We start from the raw sequence: 17,946 nt of genomic DNA, 5'->3' as shown, positions 1-17,946 counted from the left end.
TATGAACTAAGATTCTTTTTTAAAATCATTCATCATGCGTGTTTGTTCTCTAACTGATTCAGTGTGAATTGCATGGTAGAGTTCTTCAACAAATCTTGGGTCGAGAGAAAATTTCTTACCCTTCTCAAGGCGGTCTTTCATAAGAGCATCCATTCTTCCTACTTGAAGTGGAGTTACATTATTTTCACTCTTAAGCTTTCCAATTTGCTTAACAATATTCATACGCATATGCATCATCTCTAGAATATCATTATCAACTTGATCGATCTTATTTCTAAGTTTGTTTAGCTCATCTTCAAAACCATCATTCAGGCCAATAGCATCTCTTACTTGTAGGTGAGTGATAATATCGTGAAGCATTTTTGGAGTTACCTGTTGAGCGGCATCACTTAGTGCTTTTTCCGGTGTAATATGTGTTTCAACCATCACACCATCCATGTTCATATCCATGGCCTTCTGACAAACTTCTCCAATCAGATTGCGATTCCCAGCAATGTGAGAAGGGTCACAAATAATCGGAAGCTCTGGCATTAGTCTTTTAAGTTCAATAGGAATTGCCCAGTAAGGCTTATTTCTATACTTCGTTTTTTCAGCACTTGAAAAACCTCTGTGAATGGCAGCTAGTTTATCAAGGCCTACTGCTGAAAATCTTTCAATAGCACCCATCCAAAGTGCGAGGTCTAGATTGATTGGGTTCTTTACCATGACTGGAATATCAACACCTCTTAGAGCATCAGCAATTTCTTGAACGGCAAATGGTGAAACTGTTGTACGAGCACCAATCCAAAGAATATCAACGTTATGTTTTAAGGCAAGTTCAACGTGAGAAGCGTTGGCCACTTCAGTTGTAATAGGAATACCAAAGTCTTTTTTTACTCGCTCCATCCAAGGAAGGCCCACAAGTCCTACACCTTCAAATGTATTTGGGCGAGTTCTTGGTTTCCAAATTCCTGCACGAAAGGCATCAACTTTTCCGTTGGCAACTAGCTCTTTGGCGATCTGATAAACCTGCTCCTCACTTTCTGCTGAACAAGGTCCTGCAATAACGAGTGGTCTTTCTTTAATATCCATCCAAGAGTTTAGTGGCGCAATTTTCATAACTTTGATCCTTTCTTTTTTAGTCAACTATATATTACTCGTAGCAATATAATTCAAGTGTCTTCGATACTTTATCTCATCGAAAACACCTTAATATTTCTTAATTTTTCATTTTTTAAAGAAAATCAATGGAATTATTTGCTGATGATGCTCATCTTTGTCACTTTTGGAATTTTTGGCACTTCTTAATTGAGCAATATTAAATATTTGTATGAGTAAACTCTTTCTTTTCTCAAGTTGACGAGTTTGTTCAACTTTTAACTTTTCAATGTCGATTAGCCTTTATGACTTTTATGAAAAGTATCCAGGGATTTGAGTGTAATTTATCGAAGGAGGAAGGGTGCTAATGCTACTACCCTTAGATTTATTTGTAATTATAATTGTTGTCTATTTTTTACTTAAAAAGACTTCTTTCAAATATATTAAATTGGTTTGTTTTTTATTGCTTATACCTCTTTTGACTTTAAAGATTATTTTAATTAAGGAACTTGATAACTTCGTAGATAAAAGTTTTTACCCTGAAGGGAAGTACTATGATTACTTGTCTGATCGTGAGAGCATCGCGCGTTTAGCACTTTCTCAAAGTTCTACCTTGCTCTATCCTTTATGGGCACCTTATTTTATCGCTGTAAGTCAATGGAGACATGGCCCAGGAAATAAAATATACAAAGACAAAAGAGAGGCTGAAAAATTTGAAGTACTTTCATACGATTGTTTTAATAATAAAATAGGTTCATGTGAATATTATTTGAAGGAATTTTTTTCACTAAAGAATGATAGCCCAAGTATAGATAAGAAAAATGTTAATAAAGTTATTGATCAATATCTTAATTTAAGACAGACAACAGATAAGATAAAGCATTTTGCCTTAAAGAATACATTAACAGGAAAAAGGGAGATAGTAGAGCAACCATATCATTGTTTTGATATGTATATCTTAAAAGATATCCGAAAGTTTCAATCAGACATAAAAAAATTTAATCAATATGAATTTTATGTAAAATTTCTTTATAATACATTTAGGTCAAAAGAGTGTTCTTTGGGGGGATTTGTGTTTGTTTCCTACATTCGTGATTTGTTGACTGATGACCTAATCTTACCAAGTGATATAAAAAAGTTTTCTGATGATTTCAAATATATATTTAATAATTTAAGAGATGATGAATTAAATACTCTAGTCGACCATACATTATTAAAATTTAAACGGAATACTAAGCAGTTAAAATTGACAGCCGGAGAAGTGTTTCTAAAAGAAAACCTTTGTGTACATAAAGAGCTGGAGGGACGATCGATTAATGTGAAAAAGGCATGTGATTATTATCGAAAATTTTAAGCAGCTTTTCATTTTAAGTACACGGTCCCTGAAATCACACTAGGAACCGTGTACTTAATAATTATGGAATATAAACTGCTGAATTTTTTTCGTTTTCTTTAACTTCAAGGCGAGAAATCCAAACGCGACCGTCTGTTTTCTTCTTGATTAGCTCGCTCATTTTTTCATAAACGTACTGAGCTGTTCCTTCCATTCCTGCATTTGGAAGAACGCGAAGTTGAACAACTCCTGCTTCATCGAGCTTCTTAAATTCTTCCATAAATGGATCATCTTGTGATGCTAGGAAAGTGTGGTCAAACATATCATCAAGCCATGCCTTCACATCTTTAAGATCACCAAAGTCCATTACCCACATTTCTTTTGTTAGCTGTGAACATTCAAATTCAAAGTGAAATGATCTTGAGTATCCGTGAACAAAGCGGCAGTGAGATTCTGCTTTCCACTGACGGTGAGTACATGGGAATCCGTAAAAGTGTTTTGTTGATTTAAAAGTGGCCATAATTATCTCCGTTTAAGTGCAACAACATTAGCATATTTGAGATAATCATGGCCACTTTAATAGCCTGAGGGAGAGGCTATAACTTGATAGTTTTTAAGTCTTCATTAATTTCCTTAGAGGCCTTCTTTGTGAAGATGAGAGTAGGGGCATACTTAAAGGCCAAACCAAGGACTAAGAGAGTTTGGATAATGAAGATGTTTCGATTTGTGTCGGGTCCTCCTTGTAATGCACTAGTGTCAGAAGCCGACGGGAACCAACGTAGTGCGATGAAAAGCAATGCTGTCGGCAAGAGCATATTGACACATCCATTGTAAACACGTTCCTTAGCGTTTTTAGGGGGATTAATAAATTCATTAACAAGGGTTAGGGCCAAGGAACAGAGGGCCAATAAGCCGAATACCACAGGCATTGCAGCGTTTTGGAATACTTGGATCGAAAGCAGGGACAAAACGCCAAGAAACATATAGCTAAGTAAGCGATACTTCTTGCCTTTTTGACCCTTTTCCGAAAAGTAGTCCACGAGAAAAACTAAATTAAATAGTGTAAATACGATTGTTATTGTCATGCCCTGCATATCGGGGAAATGACGAATCACTAAACTTAAGAAATGTATAAAAAAAGACAAATCAGATTTAATAGGATAGTGTATTTTCATGACGGAAATCATTCATTGCCAAGGCTTTATTCTTCAAGACCAAATTATTGATCGCAACGATCATATGGAGTTAGTCTATTGGGTTAAGATTCCAGAGGATGTTGTTAAAGTTATTATCACAACTGAAAAACCTCTGTTCTTTATCGAGTCTGATGTGGAACTCAATATGAGTTTTCAAGGAGAGAGAAGAAAACTTGGCCTTAAGGCCTTCAATGGCCGAACGGTTGATGGAATTTATTTCAATAAACACAAAGATCTTTTAGATACACGTGAGCATTTCCATAAAAACGGTATTCGTACTTATGAAAGTGATGTTAGACCAAATGAGCGCTTTCTTATGGAGAGATTCATAAATGGTGAAGTTATGCTTCAAGGTCCATGTCAAAAGATCGGCAAAACTCGTGTCTTTACCAATCCACAAATTAAAGCATTAACTGATCAGCATCAGATACCAAAGTTTAATATCATGTCCATTGATATTGAAACGAGTATGGGAGATGATCTCTATTCAATTGCTATCCATCAAATCGGTGAGGCTGAGTATAAGAAAGTCTATATGCTTGATGAGTCTCGAACATATACAAATGATGATTTAACTCATTTCTATGGGAGTGAGAAAGAATTATTGAATGCATTTATTAATGAATTTCCAACATACGATCCAGACTTTATTGTGGGGTGGCATGTTGTTGGCTTTGACTTAAACTTTCTTGATCGAAAATGCCAAAAACTAGGCTTAAGATTAAACCTCGGCCGTGATGGCTCTCAAGTTCGTTTACGTGAAAGAAAAGGGGCAGGCTGGTTTTCTACAATAGCCGGACGCCAAGTTATTGATGGCCCACCAACATTGAGATCGGCCTTTTACTCATTTGAAAACTTTAAACTCGATACAGTCGCAAGTGAAGTTCTGGGAACGAATAAAGATATCTCTGCGACGGGAATGGAGAAAGTCGAAGAGATCACAAGACGTTTTAATGAAGATAAACATGCCTTAGCAAAGTATAATATTCTCGATTGTACACTCGTTTTAGATATCTATGAAAAATTACAAATCTATGATCATCTCTTTCGTCGTGTTCAATATAGCGGGATGCTAATTGATCGACTTGCCAGTTCAACTCGATCTTTTGATCACTTATACTTACCACGCTTACATCGTAAAGGATTTATCGCCGGTAATACTTTAGATATTGATAAAGAAAGTGCATCTCTTGGTGGACTTGTGATTGAAGGAACAAAGGGATTACACGAGCACGTTGTCGTCTTAGACTTTAAATCTCTTTATCCAACAATAATTAAAACATTTAAAATCGATCCTCTTTCTCGTTTAAGAGGAGATGTTAATGGAACACGTTTAAAGAATGGTGTTTCATTTTCAAAAACAGAACATATTCTACCTGAACAGATCGACTACCTCTTAGGACAAAGAGAGATTGCAAAGCATCGCCAAGATAAGAACCTTTCTCAAGCAGTAAAGATTCTTATGAATTCATTCTACGGTGTTATGGGCTCTGGTGGATGTCGTTTTTATCATGCTGATCTTGCCACTTCTATTACTTCAACTGGCCAATGGTTACTTAATGAATCCATGAATCATGCTAGAAGTTTGGGCTATGAGGTTGTCTATGGTGATACTGACTCTATCTTTGTTAAATTAAAATTCTTAGATGTTTCTCAAAAAGATAAAGCAGCTAACTCTCTTGCGAGGAAAATTACTAATCATCTTGCAGAATTGATTAAAAGAGAATTCAATGTGGAATCATTCTTAGAGATGGAATACGAGAAGTATTTTAAAAAGCTGTTTATTCCTGGGATGAGGGGATCTGAGCAAGGAGCTAAAAAACGCTATGCTGGATTGCTTGGTAATGATGAATTACACTTTTCTGGAATGGAGTTTGTTCGCTCGGATTGGACAAAGGCCGCAAAGAATTTTCAATTTGAAATTTATAAAATGTTCTTTAAGGACGAATCACTTAATGAATATATTAAGAGTTATGTGAATGACTTAAAGAATGGAATTTATGATCAGGATCTTGTTTATTCCAAGAGACTATCAAAAGATATCAGTGAATACACAAAGTCGAACCCTCCTCATGTAAAAGCAGCAAAACTTTTAAAAGAGAAGGAGCCAGATAAAGATATCCGTCAAATCAGTTACTTGATGACGTTACACGGGCCAGTACCAATTGATTTATCACCTCGTGATATCGATTATCAGCACTATATCGATAAACAACTATCTCCTGTCGCAACTGATGTGCTAAGATTTAAGGGTATCTCCTTTGACGATATTGTCATGGGTTCTCAAATGAGTTTATTTGAATGATGAAACGATATAAGAAGAATTGGACATTTTTTGGCGTCTTCTTTCTCCTCTTGGGTGGAAGTTATGTTCTTTTTAAAAGAGATATCTTTCTCTATGTTTGTGAGAATGAAAATAATGCTCCAGCATGCTTCTTATTATCTGATCTTTATCATCAAGATGGCCTCGCTGCCAAGTCACAAAAATATCTTGAGCTTTCTTGTCAGAATAAGTACGAAATTGCTTGTACTAAGCTTAATAAAGCACCTAAAGAAGCTTTAAGCTCTCCAATTGTTAAATAGTTTTAGGTTTTATCTTTTGCTTGTGCTTGAACTTTTTTAGGAAGTTCTATATTCTAATTGCCAATCAAGGGGATTAATTTTGATTCGCACACTAATCGATATTTACATTTTTATTCTTATCATCGATGTCATCATTTCTTATATTCCACAATATAAATCTCATCCTGTTGCCATTAGAATTAAACAGATCTCAGATTATACTTGTGGCCCTGTGAGAAGAATGTTGCCAGAGATGGATATTCCATTCGATATCTCTCCAATGATTGTTATTCTCGTTTTAAAGATTTTTGTCGCAATTTTTTAACGCGTCCAAATTCTTGCCAACACGTAGCAAAACCCTTTAGACTATAAAGTATATGTATTACCTACGGAGGGGTTGGTGCACAACGAGTTTGATTTTCTCACACAAGAGACATTTAACCTTAATACACAAGACGAAATTTTAGCAGACGACGATTTTAGAAATGAGTTTTTATTCGGCCACTCGTCTGAACAAATAAATAAAGAAGTTCAAAAACAAGATTATCCGCAAACTTGTGGACTCGTGTTTAATATCGTTAAGAGTAGCTCAACTTTTAGTCTGCGTGGAGTGATCACAGATAATATCAGTGACACTTTTGAGGCGGCTTTAATTGGTGATACTGCGACCTTAAAAGCTCTTCGTATCGACCAAGATGAAGTTTCTAAGTCTCTTTATTATGAAGTTGATAACCTTGACCTTGCTCAGGTTATTTTTGATCAGGTATTCAATAAGAGATTCCCATTAGAAGAAGATCTCATTTGTAATATCTCTGACCCTGGCTTTAGCTGGTGGTATCAAAGAAGTGATGATGCGATTCGCATTAATTTCAAAAGTCATAAACTTGAAGGAAATGGCCAGCGCTTAAAGCTTGGCCCAATTGGTGATGTATGTATTGCTAGCATCTTATTTTCTCGTTTAGAGAAGTATCTTGAGAGTAAAATGTCCTTTCTTGAATACAATGTTTCAGAAAAGCATTTTATTATTAAGCCAAAAGATCGCTTTCACCGAGTATTTGACGAATTATCAGCACTATTTGAAGAAGGTGAGTTAGATAGTGATGCTCACATCTTAAAAGGGCTTGATGGCACTTTGAACCTCTACTTAAAAGAATTAGCTACAATTCGTAAGTTTTGGCTTCGTGTAGAATCACTTAATACGGATCAAGGATTTAATTTACTGTCATAATGGCCGAAAGCTTTTGACGGTGCGTCACGAGAAGATTTCCTACGGAAAAAGACTTGTGTCATTTTTTGAAACGCATTAAAATATTGATATTGGGAAAAAAAGTGTTCATGAGGAACGCTTAGCAAAAAACAGGATGTAAGTTTGCAATTTTCACTAGGAAGGAACCGTGGTCCAGCGTCGTCTGGTGCCTCTACAAATTCAACTAGTTCAAATCAGTCTAATTCGAGAAGTGCGGCGATGCAAAAAGCAATCGAGCGCAATCGTGCAAAGATGCAAAGACGTCAAAGTGATGCAGGTTCTCCACCTCCAACACCAGGAAGTCGACCATCTCCTCAATCACGTATGCAAGCGAGTGCTGCGAGTGAAGCGCCTAAATCTTCTGGTTCATCAGTTTTAGCAAAGCTTAGAGAGCAGAGAATGGCAAAAGAAGCACAAGCTTCAGCGTCCGGAGCAAGAAGAGCATCAATGTCAGCTCCATCTTCATCTGCAAGGCCATCAACAACTGCATCAGCAGCAACAAGAAAACCAATTACTGATTCAAATAATATCGAAATGTCTTCACCACTTAGAAAGAAGACCACAGCACCGGCCGCGCCGACTTATGCACAACAATCAGAAGCTAAATCTTTAACGAAACCAAAAGCTAAAGTTTCAGCAAAGAGAAAAGTTAAGTCAAAGTCGAGAAAGAAAGGCGAGGTAACGAGCTGGGGTGTTAAGCTTTGTTGGGGATTTTGTCTATTCCTATTAGGTCGCTTAATTTTTTCTCAAGGTGGCGTTATTGAATACTTTGATAAGAAATCAACTCTTGATCAAGCCTATCATGAGGCCCATCTCTTAAAAGAAGAGAATGCCGGACTTATGAAGGAGCTAGAATTAATTCGCACAAATAATAAGTATAAGAAGAAGCTTGTTCGCGATCACTTAGGTTATATCGCACGTGATGAGTATCTTATTCTATTCCCAGAGAATTCAGAAACTTCTGTGAGAGGGCTTTCTTCCATTTAAGTTGGGAGCCCTTCGTTATCTTCAATTTCTTTGCCATTCCAGCATGTAATTCTAAGACAAATTGGCTTTGATAAGGCTTTGTTATTGGAATCTTCTTAGGGTTTTCTCGGCCCGGGTAATGAGGAAGAGTTTCAATGGCCACAACTTTAAAATTCTTATCGAGAAAAATAATATCTAAGTCAAAGAATGTATTTGGCATCCAAAACTTTAGTGGCATCATTCGACGATAAACAAAGAGTAAACCTTCGTCTTCTTTCATGGCCTCTGATTTGAGTCCACTTAGTCCTTGGCGTTTCTCTTTTTCGCTTACGGCCCAGGATACCTTAATTTCTTTCTTACTAGGTGTGATCATCGTGTTTACACCCCATTTTTTATTGATAAATTGAGCATGACTAGGTGTGGCGTAAAACAAAACGACTGAGTAGAAAAAAATACTGAGAATATGTGTAGAATTTGCTATAAATTTCATACACAAAAACTATATATCAAGAGGATTAGCATGTCACAGATTAAGGGTTTGATGAGAACTCACAATTTAGGAGAATTAAGGGCCGAAGACATCGGTAAGAAAGTAACACTATGCGGTTGGGTAAATAAGAACCGCGACCTAGGTGGACTTACTTTTATCGATTTAAGAGATAAGTTTGGTTTAACTCAGCTTAACTTTACAAATTTCAAAGGCGACGTTGATCTTCTTAAAAAGTGTCACCTCGAATCAGTTATTATGATTAAAGGTGAAGTGGCAAAGCGTCCAGAAGAAGCTTTAAATAAGAATATGCCAACAGGTGAAGTTGAAGTCCATGTTGAAGAATTAGAAGTTCTATCAGAGTGTGATATTAACAATATTCCATTTCTTCCATATGGAGCGACTGAAGCAACAGAAGATAATAAGCTTAAGTATCGCTACCTTGATCTAAGAACAAAGAAGCTTCAAGATATTTTAAAACTACGTTCTAAGATTACTTTAGACGTTAGAAATACAATGCACGAAAACGACTTTATTGAAGTTGAAACTCCAATTCTATATAAGTCGACTCCTGAAGGTGCTCGTGACTATGTTGTTCCTTCTCGTGTTCATCCAGGTCACGTTTATGCACTTCCACAGTCACCACAAACACTAAAACAACTTCTTATGATTGGTGGAACTGATAAGTACTTCCAAATCTGTAAGTGTTTCCGTGATGAGGATCTTCGAGCTGACCGTCAGCCAGAATTTACTCAAGTGGATATTGAAGTTTCTTTTGCGACAGAAGAGTACATGAAGAATCTTGCAACAGATCTAATGAAAAATATTTTTGAATTAGAATCAGATTATGAGATTCCTGTAATGAATTATAACGATGCCATGAGAGATTATGGTTCTGATAAGCCAGATGTTCGTTTCGGTCTTAAGCAACATGTTGTTTCTGATCTTTTTAAAGAAACTGAATTTGGTGTTTTTAAAAATGCTATTGAATCTGGTGGAATGGTTAAGGCCATGTTCGTTCCTGCAACGATGGGAACTTTTTCACGTAAGATCCTTGATGGTTTTGTAAACGTTGTTAAGCCATTTGGTGGAAAAGGTGTTGCCTTCTTTAAAGTTGAAGAGGGGAAAGCATCTGGTGGTATCTCTAAGTTTATCACTGACGATGTGCTAGCTAATCTATCAAGTCTTCCAGACCTTGATGGTGATTCAAAATCTGGAACATGGTTATTCTTTGCTGATAAAGAAGAGATCGTTCATGACAGTGCAGATGCTCTACGTCGTCACCTTGGACAAGAGCTTAAGCTTATTGAAAATAGTGATAAGAAATATGCTTTCTTATGGGTAAATGACTTCCCATGCTTTGAAGCTGATGAAGAAAGATTATACGCAAAACACCATCCATTTACTTCTCCAAAATTAAGTGAAATGGATAAGTTTATGAATGAAGAAATCAGCGTGAAAAACGAAGTTCTAAAGAATCTTCCAGCTCAAGCATATGACCTCGTTTGTAATGGTTACGAGCTAGGTGGTGGATCGATTAGAATTCACAATGGTGCTGTTCAAGAGAGAATGTTTGAAGTTCTTGGAATGAGTGAAGAAGAAGTTGAAAAGCAATTTAGCTTCTTTGTTAATGCACTTAAATATGGAACTCCTCCGCACGGTGGGATTGCTCTAGGGCTTGATCGTATCACAATGGTAAAGGCAGGAACTGACAATATCCGTGACGTAATTGCATTTCCAAAAACAACGACAGCAAGTGATATGATGTCGAATGCTCCATCTGTTCCTTCAAAAGAGCAGACTGATGAATTACACTTTAGTTTCTTAAAATAATCCAATATTCCTCCTGTTGCTAATGCGACAGGAGGATACTTAAGAAGACTCTATGATTAAAAGCTTATATGATGAATTTAGAACTGAGTGGAAGAATAACACTGCTAAGTCAGTCATCTTTCAGTTCTTAGGCATCATTGCTTTCTTTCTTGTCTATACTTCAAATTTACCTTTAGAAGAAAATGCTAAAAAATTCTTAGCAATCTTTTCTTATGTTGTCGTTCAGTGGCTACTTTCAAGTACTACTTTATTTATATCAGGTCTTATGGGAGTTGCTCTAACAGTTTTACTTGGAGTTATATCTTTTGAGGAAGCCTTTAGTAGTTTTAGCTCACCAATAATCTTTCTCTTTATGGGAGGTTTTCTCTTAGCTCGTGCGATGGAGAAATTAGGATTAGATCGAAAAATTTCGATTGCAATATTAAGTTCAAAGTTTATCAATGGAAGTTTTAATCGAACACTTGCGGTAATTATCGTTGTAACTGCTACTTTTTCGATGTGGGTTTCAAACTCCGCAACAGCAGCTATGATGATCTCGATAGCTTTTGGTATCTTAAAGTCATTTAAAGTGAAAGAGGATATTACAAAACAGTATTTTCTTTTAATTATTGGCTATGCAGCCACTGTCGGGGGAATGGCAACGCCAATAGGTTCACCCCCAAATCTCATTACGATGGGTTTATTAGAGCAGCATACAGGGCAGAGCTTAACATTTTGGGATTGGTTTAAATACGGTTTGCCTTTAAGTTGTGGTTTCATGTTGATTTTATTTCTTTATGCCAAGAGTAAAATTACAGAGTCCATACCTAAGGTTGATAAGAAGGATCTCATTCTAAGCTTAGGAAAGGACCATAAGATTTCAAATAATGAATTTCGTTTAATGGCCATTTTCTCATTAACGGTTTTCTTTTGGTTTGCTCCAACTATTGCAACTTTTGTTCTTGGTAAGGCCAATGCTTTAACCATCTATTTGCATAAGTATGTGACACCGGCCATGGTTGCTATCATTGCATCGTGCTCACTTTTTATGTTTCCAATCTATAGTAAAACAAAGCTATTGGAGCAAGAGGACATTAAGAAAATAGATTGGGGAACTTTGTTACTTTTTGCTTCAGGTCTTTCCCTTGGGACAACTCTTTTTAAAACTGGAATTGCAGAGTATGTTGGAAATAATATCATTACAATATTTAGTAACTTTAGTTTTTCAGTTATTCTAATTTTTATTGTGGCCATTACAATTCTTTTAACTGAGTTAGTAAGTAATACGGCCGCTGCAAATATTCTTGTTCCGATTTTAATTGCGGCTGCAGCAAAAGTTGGTTTTTCAACAACAACCGCAGCTTTTGTCATTGCTTTCAGTTGCAATATGGCCTTTATGCTTCCTGTCGCGACACCGCCAAATGCTATCGTTTATGGAACAGGCCTCGTTTCAATGAAGAAAATGATCGGATTTGGTGCAATCTTAAACCTGATCGCTTTTGTCGTCCTTTGTGCCATCGTTGCATTCTTCTAAGGTTAATATTTCCTTTTTATTTAGATTTTTTCTGATTATTAAATTGACCAAAGAATTTTGTCGAAAAGCGCAGTATGAAAGCACTTAATCTATCGATTCTTATTCTTTTTTCATTAAATATTCTTGCCTTTGATGGTTTATTTGAAGACCTTTCAGAGATGGCCGACTGTGTAGAATGTGTCATTATGGAAGGTGCAAGTGAGGGCCAAGGAGGAGGCTATCCGAGTGGAGGCTTTTCTGGCGGAGGATTCCCAACTACTTCTGGTGGCGGTATGAGTGGGGGAGTTTTTGGAAGCGGTATGGGGGGTTACGGCGTTGGAATCACTAACGAGCTAACTCCAAAGAAAAAGAAGGAGATTGCAAAGCAATACGCAATGAACCAACTTCAATATCATATTGGCAATTCTGATAAAGACACTATTAATCTGGATGAATACTTCAATAGTGTTGATCCTGAAAATGAGTTAAGACGACAAGATCGCGAAGAAATTGTTGCTGATTTAATTAGTCGCTCGACAACTCCTTTCTACGAATTTGATTCTAAAACAGGAGTTGGACGTTATACCGTTAGCCCAAATATCGATCGTCTAATCAGATCAAGCCAGGCAACGGGATATAATGTTTCTGATGAGTCCTATAAAGATCGTGAACTTGCTCAAGCTTATATTAGTTATCAAGGTGATGTAGACGGTCTAGTTAAATACTTAAAGGATAATTTCTCCGGAGAGAAATTGGCCGAAGCGGCCAATCAATATGCTATGTACACTGGTGTGGATAGTAGCGGCAATTTGACTGATGGTTATTATAAATTAATGAAACTCTCGTTAGAAGAAGGGGAGTTATCTAATGATAAAGTTATGAATTTAATCAGACATGAAATTACGACCAGGGCCTTAGGTGGAAAACCAACACCACTTTCAGGTCTAATTGAGAAACATATTGATGTTACTGAGTCTTTTCGTAATAACTTCGGCGATAACCTCGCTTGTGAGTATGCAAAAGGTGTTTATCTAAACACTAATAAGTGGAAGGAAGAAAGTAGTGCCATGCTACCAAATGGTGCAAGCTCATATCCTCAAATGAATTATGAACAAGAAGAAATGATTAAAAAGCTCAAAGAAAGAGCAGTTGTTAATAATGTAAATATGATGTCTCATTATCAGGCACTCGGTGGTAATTTAGAAGTTCCATGTGGAGACGGGAAGTATCCAAAAGACTATTTAAAGATTGCAATGGATGAAGGTCTTCTAAGCTTCATGGAAAAAGAAGAGCTACAAGCATTAGGTGTTTTGGAAGAGGATTGTTATGAGAATGTTTCAAGACTTGATCTTGCAAAACTTTGCGATGCTGCTTCTATTGCATGGATTCTAGAGAGGCAAACAAGTCGAAACCTACGAATGTCAGAGAAAACAAAGGACTCTAATGTTAAACATCATTATATAGAAGGAAGAGATAATTGCAGTATTACAGTACTTGATAATATTGTTAGGCAAAATGGACGAACTGTAGACCGAGAAGTTCAGGTTCTCTTAAATAGTGATGAAGTTATTCTTAAAACAAAAAGTATGGACCAGCTTAAGGCCAGTATTAAAGAGCTTTACGACAAATAGTAAGATCTTTGTTGCACGAAATCATAGGGGCAGATAAAATAGAATATTATGGCCCTAAGTTTAAATAAAACTTTTGAAAAATCTTCAAAATCCAAAATTAAAAAACGTATTGAGAGTTCAGATGAATCTCTTTTGGAGATTATTCTCGATCATAAAGAAGAGCGCTCACGTCGTAAGCAAAAAGGTGAGTTAAAGGCCAATGTAAAAAGGCCATGGGATTCTAAAGATAGTGATCAGAGAGATCTCTTTAAGAGTGATAGTGAAGGCTATAATAAATCAAAAGTCGCATCTAAGTCTGTGATGCAGCCTTATAAAGAATCAAAAGCACCTACTTCTGATGAGAAATTAAAGTCTCGCGTTGTTGGGCGCGCCAGTGAAATCTTTTCTGACTTAGACTTTTAGGGGCGCGGGTACCAATGGAAGTTTCAGGTACTTAGCTTACTTATAAGTGCTTAAGCTGCCCTATATAAGTCTCTTTAGATCATTTTATCTTGTGAAAACGATTTAAAACGTAAGTTTAAAGAAGATTATGATGTTTTCAATTGGAAATGAGGGGCTAAACTATTGAAAGTTCCATTGGTACCCGCGCCCCTAAGAAAAGACTAAGAAACTTCTTCAAAGAGAGCGATCTGTTGTGCTTCTTCAGGAGTTGATACTTCCGCTTGTGCTAAGGCATATTCAAAATCATCCATACATACTACATGAGTGTGAGAGATAAAGTCTTGAACACCTTTTTGATCTTTCCTAACAAAGTTTAAGGCAAGTGGTAGATACGCTAGTAGGCTAGCAAAGACATATCCAATAGAGCGGCCAAAGCAGTCGAGGGCACTTAATTCTTCTGTCATATCTCGTGAGCTAACAACCTTTAGCTTAAAGAAAGCTTTTCCAAGCGTTTGTCCATTTCCTAAGTAATAAGAAAAAAAGAAATAACTAAAGAACATGATCGCCAGGGATAGGTTTGTTGTGTGGGCTTGAAACGTAAACGTCGAAACTCTCGGTGACGTTGAAATATTTGAAACATAATTATTTATAAAAGATAGCCAAACAAATGAAAGGGCCTTATTGGCAAAGACAATAATGTAGAGGTCACAAATAAATGCATATGCTCTTTTTCTAAGCCTATCATTTCGAAGCTTCTTGGCCGCTTTTGATTGTTTATAATGATCGTAAATTTCTGTCAGTTTCTGGTTTGCGCTCATGCCCTACGTATCGGCATCTAGGCATGGGAATAAAAAAAAAGGACGTGTTGAACACGTCCTTGGAAAATATTGCTTATTCTATAATTATCTAGCTAAAAGTAATTTGGTCGACTAATTGATGAAGCTTATTAAGTGCTTGAATTGGCGTTAAGTTGTTAATATCCATTTTTGTTAGATCATCTTCAACTTGTTTTAAATAGTCAGGTACTTCTTGAGTTACTTCAATATTAAAGAAATCAAGTTGCTCACCACATGCAGTCTCATCTTGTCCTAAAAGGGCCTTTGAAATATTTGTTTCTTTCTCCATGCTCTTTAAAACATTTTGAGAACGTTTTAAAACAGAAGGAGGAAGGCCAGCAAGTTTAGCAACGTAGATACCAAATGACTGCGAAGCTGCTTTTTCTATTAGGCGATATAGGAATTTTACATTTCCTTTATGATTTAAAGTTTCTACTGTTAAGTTCTTTGCTTGTGGATAACTATCAGCAAGATCAATTAATTCATGGTAGTGAGTAGCAAAAAGACATAGAGCTTTTGTTTCTTCAATGAAATGTTCAACTAGTGCCCACGCAATAGAAAGGCCATCATAAGTCGATGTTCCTCGTCCAACTTCATCAAGAATGATAAGAGAGTTCTCTGTTGCGTGCCTTAGAATCTCAGCTGTTTCGGCCATCTCAACCATGAAAGTTGATTGTCCTTTTAAAATATCATCACTTGCACCAAGACGACTAAATAAGAAATCACAGATACTAACTTTTGCATTTTCAGCAGGAACGTATGATCCAATTTGCGTTAGTAATTGAATGATTGCGATTTCACGCATAACTGTTGTCTTACCGGCCATGTTAGGACCAGTGATAAGACCAAAGTATGTTTTTTCATTAAGTTTGAGATCGTGAGGAATAAACTGATCTTTTATAGCAGCTTTAATTAACGGATGCCATGCACCGTGAATATCCATGTCACGGGACTTGTCCGAAATTGTCGGTCTCGAAAATTCTTCATTACGAGCTATCCAAGCAAGTGATTGGAGAGTATCTGTTGTGGACAGAATATTTGCTAGGTTTTGAATAGCATTACTTAGCATTGTGATTTGCTTAATTAGGTTTTTAAAGATTTCTCTTTCTAACTTTTCAAGTTTCTCACGAGCTACCACAACTTCTTTCTCAAATTGAGTTAGTTCTTCTGTTGCATATCTTTCAGAGTTTACGAGAGTTTGCCTACGTACAAAGTTTGCAGGAACTTTATCTGTATGAGTTTTTGAAACTTCAATGAAGTATCCAGCAACATTATTTGATTTAATTCTTAGCTTTTGAATTCCTGTCTCTTCACGGTATCGATTTTCAAGCTCAACAAGGGCCTGGGCCGTATTTTGTGAAACTTTAGCAAGGCGATCACGTGTCTTATTTGCACCTTCCTTAATTAAGTTTCCTTTATCGAGGCTTGCACCAATTTCATCATTGATCGTTAACTTAATTTCATTGCGAAGTTCAAAAAGACTTTCTTTTGCTTCTTTATTTAATTTTCCAAAGACATTAGTAGGAAGCTTCTTAAGAGAGTTTAATAGATCTTCATAGACATCAACAGCACTTGCAATATTAAGAAGATCTCCGGCATTTGCACGATTTGTCGCGGCCTTTGCTAGAATTCTTTCTAAGTCGCGTACGTTGTTTAATGACTCACGCGTATCTTGTAGAAGTTCATCATTTTTTAAGAAGTACTCAATTGTATCAAGACGATTTTTAATTTCTGCCTTACTCGTAAGTGGAGATGTGAAAATCGTTTTAAGTTTTCTTGAACCCATTGAAGTCTTTGTCTTATCCATAAAACCAAGGAGAGACTCTTTATAGGTTTCACGAGACTTTGGCAGAATCTCAAGTCCAGTTAGAGTTGGTATCGTCACTTTCATTGAGCCTGTTTCATCACTTAGGCTAAAAGTATGAAGGTGAGAGAATCCTTCGTGGTTTTGAGTTGAACAAATATAATATGAAAGGGCACCAATTGGTTCTAATACCGTTTCATTTTCTTTGATAACTTGGTCACGTTTATAAGTCGGAATTAATTTTTCAATATAGACACTCGAGTACTTTTCTTTAAAGTATTCTTTTGAAAGGTGAGTAACTAGAGTCCCGTTGTGTTCATTTAAAGTCGCAACGTTTTCATACTTATCCCATTGACCTAGGTATGTAAGAAATTCTTTTGGTGCAAGAACACGAAGCTTTTCAATAAAGTCCTCAAAAGTTTCAAGAATAAAACCTTTGAAGAATCCTGTTGTGAAGTCGATTGTGATAATTTCAAAGCGTCCATTTGTTTCATTACAAGCGACAATGAATTGATCTTCTTTTGAGTCGGTCTTATCGAGATCAAAGGGCATCCCTGGAGAAACAACTTGAGTTACTGCACGCTCAACAATTCCCTTTGCTTCTTTTGGATCTTGGACCTGTTCACATATTGCAACTTTTAATCCTTCTTTTGAAAAGCGATCAATATAAGTTGCGGCTGCATGATGTGGAATACCGGCCATTGGAATTTTGTGCTCTCCAAGTTTTCCTCGGTGAGTAAGAGCAATATTTAAAATCTTAGAAGCGTTAATTGCATCTTCAAAGAAAACTTCATAGAAGTCACCCATGCGAAACATTAGCATGTGGTCGCGATATTGGGTTTTGATCTCGTGATACTGGGCCATCATTGGAGTTAGCTTTACTCCTTCGGCCACGATTTTCTCAATCTCTAAAGTCATATTATTGTTTCCCATATGTGTTGTGTATTCCTGAGCGATTAACTCTACCAAATACGCAACCATTGGAAAAGACTCCAATACTTACAATTGGCATGACGCGGATATTTGTCGTAAAATAGAAGGACGTAAATAGCTGATTATTTACTCAATTTTTAAGGAATTTATTTTGCTAAGCGTTGGACAG

At 36.5% G+C, this 17,946-nt stretch carries 16 protein-coding genes; 10 read left to right on the top strand and 6 right to left on the bottom strand.

Annotated elements, in window-relative coordinates; translation table 11 throughout:
• Positions 1-6: 6 nt before the first annotated feature.
• Positions 7-1,098, bottom strand: a complete 1,092-nt coding sequence (locus DAY19_RS01715) for a chorismate mutase (RefSeq protein WP_199506600.1) — start codon at positions 1,096-1,098, stop codon at positions 7-9.
• A gap of 340 nt (positions 1,099-1,438) precedes the next feature.
• On the opposite strand from DAY19_RS01715, the gene DAY19_RS01710 reads away from it, so the two are divergent.
• Positions 1,439-2,431: a hypothetical protein gene (locus tag DAY19_RS01710; RefSeq protein ID WP_114705456.1), complete on the top strand. Its 993-nt coding sequence runs from the start codon at positions 1,439-1,441 to the stop codon at positions 2,429-2,431.
• A 61-nt stretch (positions 2,432-2,492) separates the two neighbouring features.
• Here DAY19_RS01710 and DAY19_RS01705 read toward each other — a convergent pair whose 3' ends face one another.
• On the bottom strand, positions 2,493-2,930 hold the full coding sequence (locus DAY19_RS01705) for a 6-carboxytetrahydropterin synthase (RefSeq protein ID WP_114705455.1): 438 nt from the start codon (positions 2,928-2,930) through the stop codon (positions 2,493-2,495).
• A 76-nt stretch (positions 2,931-3,006) separates the two neighbouring features.
• A complete protein-coding gene (locus tag DAY19_RS01700; protein WP_114705454.1) occupies positions 3,007-3,585 on the bottom strand; it encodes a hypothetical protein in 579 nt (192 codons plus the stop codon).
• Here DAY19_RS01700 and DAY19_RS01695 point away from each other — a divergent pair.
• The 5 genes from DAY19_RS01695 to DAY19_RS01675 all read left to right on the top strand — a co-directional run bounded on the left by DAY19_RS01695 (position 3,584) and on the right by DAY19_RS01675 (position 8,401).
• On the top strand, positions 3,584-5,911 hold the full coding sequence (locus DAY19_RS01695; protein WP_114705453.1) for a DNA polymerase II: 2,328 nt from the start codon (positions 3,584-3,586) through the stop codon (positions 5,909-5,911). The two genes, DAY19_RS01700 and DAY19_RS01695, sit on opposite strands and share 2 nt — an antisense overlap.
• The gene (locus DAY19_RS01690) at positions 5,908-6,189 is read left to right on the top strand and encodes a hypothetical protein (RefSeq protein WP_114705452.1); all 282 of its coding nucleotides are present in this window, start codon (positions 5,908-5,910) and stop codon (positions 6,187-6,189) included. The genes DAY19_RS01695 and DAY19_RS01690 overlap by 4 nt, the downstream gene beginning before the upstream one ends.
• Positions 6,190-6,268: 79 nt before the next feature.
• Positions 6,269-6,493, top strand: a complete 225-nt coding sequence (locus DAY19_RS01685; RefSeq protein ID WP_158536736.1) for a YggT family protein — start codon at positions 6,269-6,271, stop codon at positions 6,491-6,493.
• A 75-nt stretch (positions 6,494-6,568) separates the two neighbouring features.
• Positions 6,569-7,396, top strand: coding sequence for a hypothetical protein (locus DAY19_RS01680; RefSeq protein WP_114705450.1), 828 nt, complete (start codon positions 6,569-6,571; stop codon positions 7,394-7,396).
• 141 nt (positions 7,397-7,537) lie between these two features.
• Positions 7,538-8,401, top strand: a complete 864-nt coding sequence (locus tag DAY19_RS01675; protein WP_114705449.1) for an FtsB family cell division protein — start codon at positions 7,538-7,540, stop codon at positions 8,399-8,401.
• Here DAY19_RS01675 and DAY19_RS01670 read toward each other — a convergent pair.
• Entirely contained in the window at positions 8,346-8,870 is a 525-nt protein-coding gene (locus DAY19_RS01670; protein ID WP_114705448.1) for a DUF192 domain-containing protein, read from the bottom strand. The genes DAY19_RS01675 and DAY19_RS01670 overlap by 56 nt on opposite strands.
• A 30-nt stretch (positions 8,871-8,900) precedes the next feature.
• On the opposite strand from DAY19_RS01670, the gene aspS reads away from it, so the two are divergent.
• From aspS to DAY19_RS01650, 4 genes are all read left to right on the top strand, one after another.
• Positions 8,901-10,700, top strand: a complete 1,800-nt coding sequence (gene aspS, locus DAY19_RS01665; protein ID WP_233500229.1) for an aspartate--tRNA ligase — start codon at positions 8,901-8,903, stop codon at positions 10,698-10,700.
• A 52-nt stretch (positions 10,701-10,752) separates the two neighbouring features.
• Positions 10,753-12,213: an SLC13 family permease gene (locus DAY19_RS01660; RefSeq protein ID WP_114705447.1), complete on the top strand. Its 1,461-nt coding sequence runs from the start codon at positions 10,753-10,755 to the stop codon at positions 12,211-12,213.
• Positions 12,214-12,287: 74 nt separating this feature from the next.
• A complete protein-coding gene (locus DAY19_RS15305) occupies positions 12,288-13,823 on the top strand; it encodes a hypothetical protein (protein WP_199506599.1) in 1,536 nt (511 codons plus the stop codon).
• Positions 13,824-13,871: 48 nt separating this feature from the next.
• Positions 13,872-14,225: a hypothetical protein gene (locus tag DAY19_RS01650; protein WP_114705446.1), complete on the top strand. Its 354-nt coding sequence runs from the start codon at positions 13,872-13,874 to the stop codon at positions 14,223-14,225.
• 200 nt (positions 14,226-14,425) lie between these two features.
• Here DAY19_RS01650 and DAY19_RS01645 read toward each other — a convergent pair whose 3' ends face one another.
• The gene (locus DAY19_RS01645) at positions 14,426-15,022 is read right to left on the bottom strand and encodes an RDD family protein (protein WP_114705445.1); all 597 of its coding nucleotides are present in this window, start codon (positions 15,020-15,022) and stop codon (positions 14,426-14,428) included.
• Positions 15,023-15,110: 88 nt separating this feature from the next.
• The gene (mutS, locus tag DAY19_RS01640; protein ID WP_114705444.1) at positions 15,111-17,825 is read right to left on the bottom strand and encodes a DNA mismatch repair protein MutS; all 2,715 of its coding nucleotides are present in this window, start codon (positions 17,823-17,825) and stop codon (positions 15,111-15,113) included.
• Positions 17,826-17,946 lie beyond the last annotated feature (121 nt).

This window comes from Halobacteriovorax vibrionivorans, from assembly GCF_003346865.1.
Lineage (GTDB): Bacteria > Bdellovibrionota > Bacteriovoracia > Bacteriovoracales > Bacteriovoracaceae > Halobacteriovorax_A > Halobacteriovorax_A vibrionivorans.
This window is presented reverse-complemented; position numbering and strand designations above follow the sequence as displayed.

Coding starts and splice junctions, on each gene's coding strand:
- mutS (WP_114705444.1), bottom strand. CDS start 17,825: ATGGTTGCGTATTTGGTAGAGTTAATCGCTCAGGAATACACAACACAT.
- DAY19_RS01650 (WP_114705446.1), top strand. CDS start 13,872: ATGGCCCTAAGTTTAAATAAAACTTTTGAAAAATCTTCAAAATCCAAA.
- DAY19_RS01690 (WP_114705452.1), top strand. CDS start 5,908: ATGATGAAACGATATAAGAAGAATTGGACATTTTTTGGCGTCTTCTTT.
- aspS (WP_233500229.1), top strand. CDS start 8,901: ATGTCACAGATTAAGGGTTTGATGAGAACTCACAATTTAGGAGAATTA.
- DAY19_RS15305 (WP_199506599.1), top strand. CDS start 12,288: ATGAAAGCACTTAATCTATCGATTCTTATTCTTTTTTCATTAAATATT.
- DAY19_RS01700 (WP_114705454.1), bottom strand. CDS start 3,585: ATGAAAATACACTATCCTATTAAATCTGATTTGTCTTTTTTTATACAT.
- DAY19_RS01715 (WP_199506600.1), bottom strand. CDS start 1,098: ATGAAAATTGCGCCACTAAACTCTTGGATGGATATTAAAGAAAGACCA.
- DAY19_RS01705 (WP_114705455.1), bottom strand. CDS start 2,930: ATGGCCACTTTTAAATCAACAAAACACTTTTACGGATTCCCATGTACT.
- DAY19_RS01695 (WP_114705453.1), top strand. CDS start 3,584: ATGACGGAAATCATTCATTGCCAAGGCTTTATTCTTCAAGACCAAATT.
- DAY19_RS01645 (WP_114705445.1), bottom strand. CDS start 15,022: ATGAGCGCAAACCAGAAACTGACAGAAATTTACGATCATTATAAACAA.
- DAY19_RS01660 (WP_114705447.1), top strand. CDS start 10,753: ATGATTAAAAGCTTATATGATGAATTTAGAACTGAGTGGAAGAATAAC.
- DAY19_RS01670 (WP_114705448.1), bottom strand. CDS start 8,870: ATGAAATTTATAGCAAATTCTACACATATTCTCAGTATTTTTTTCTAC.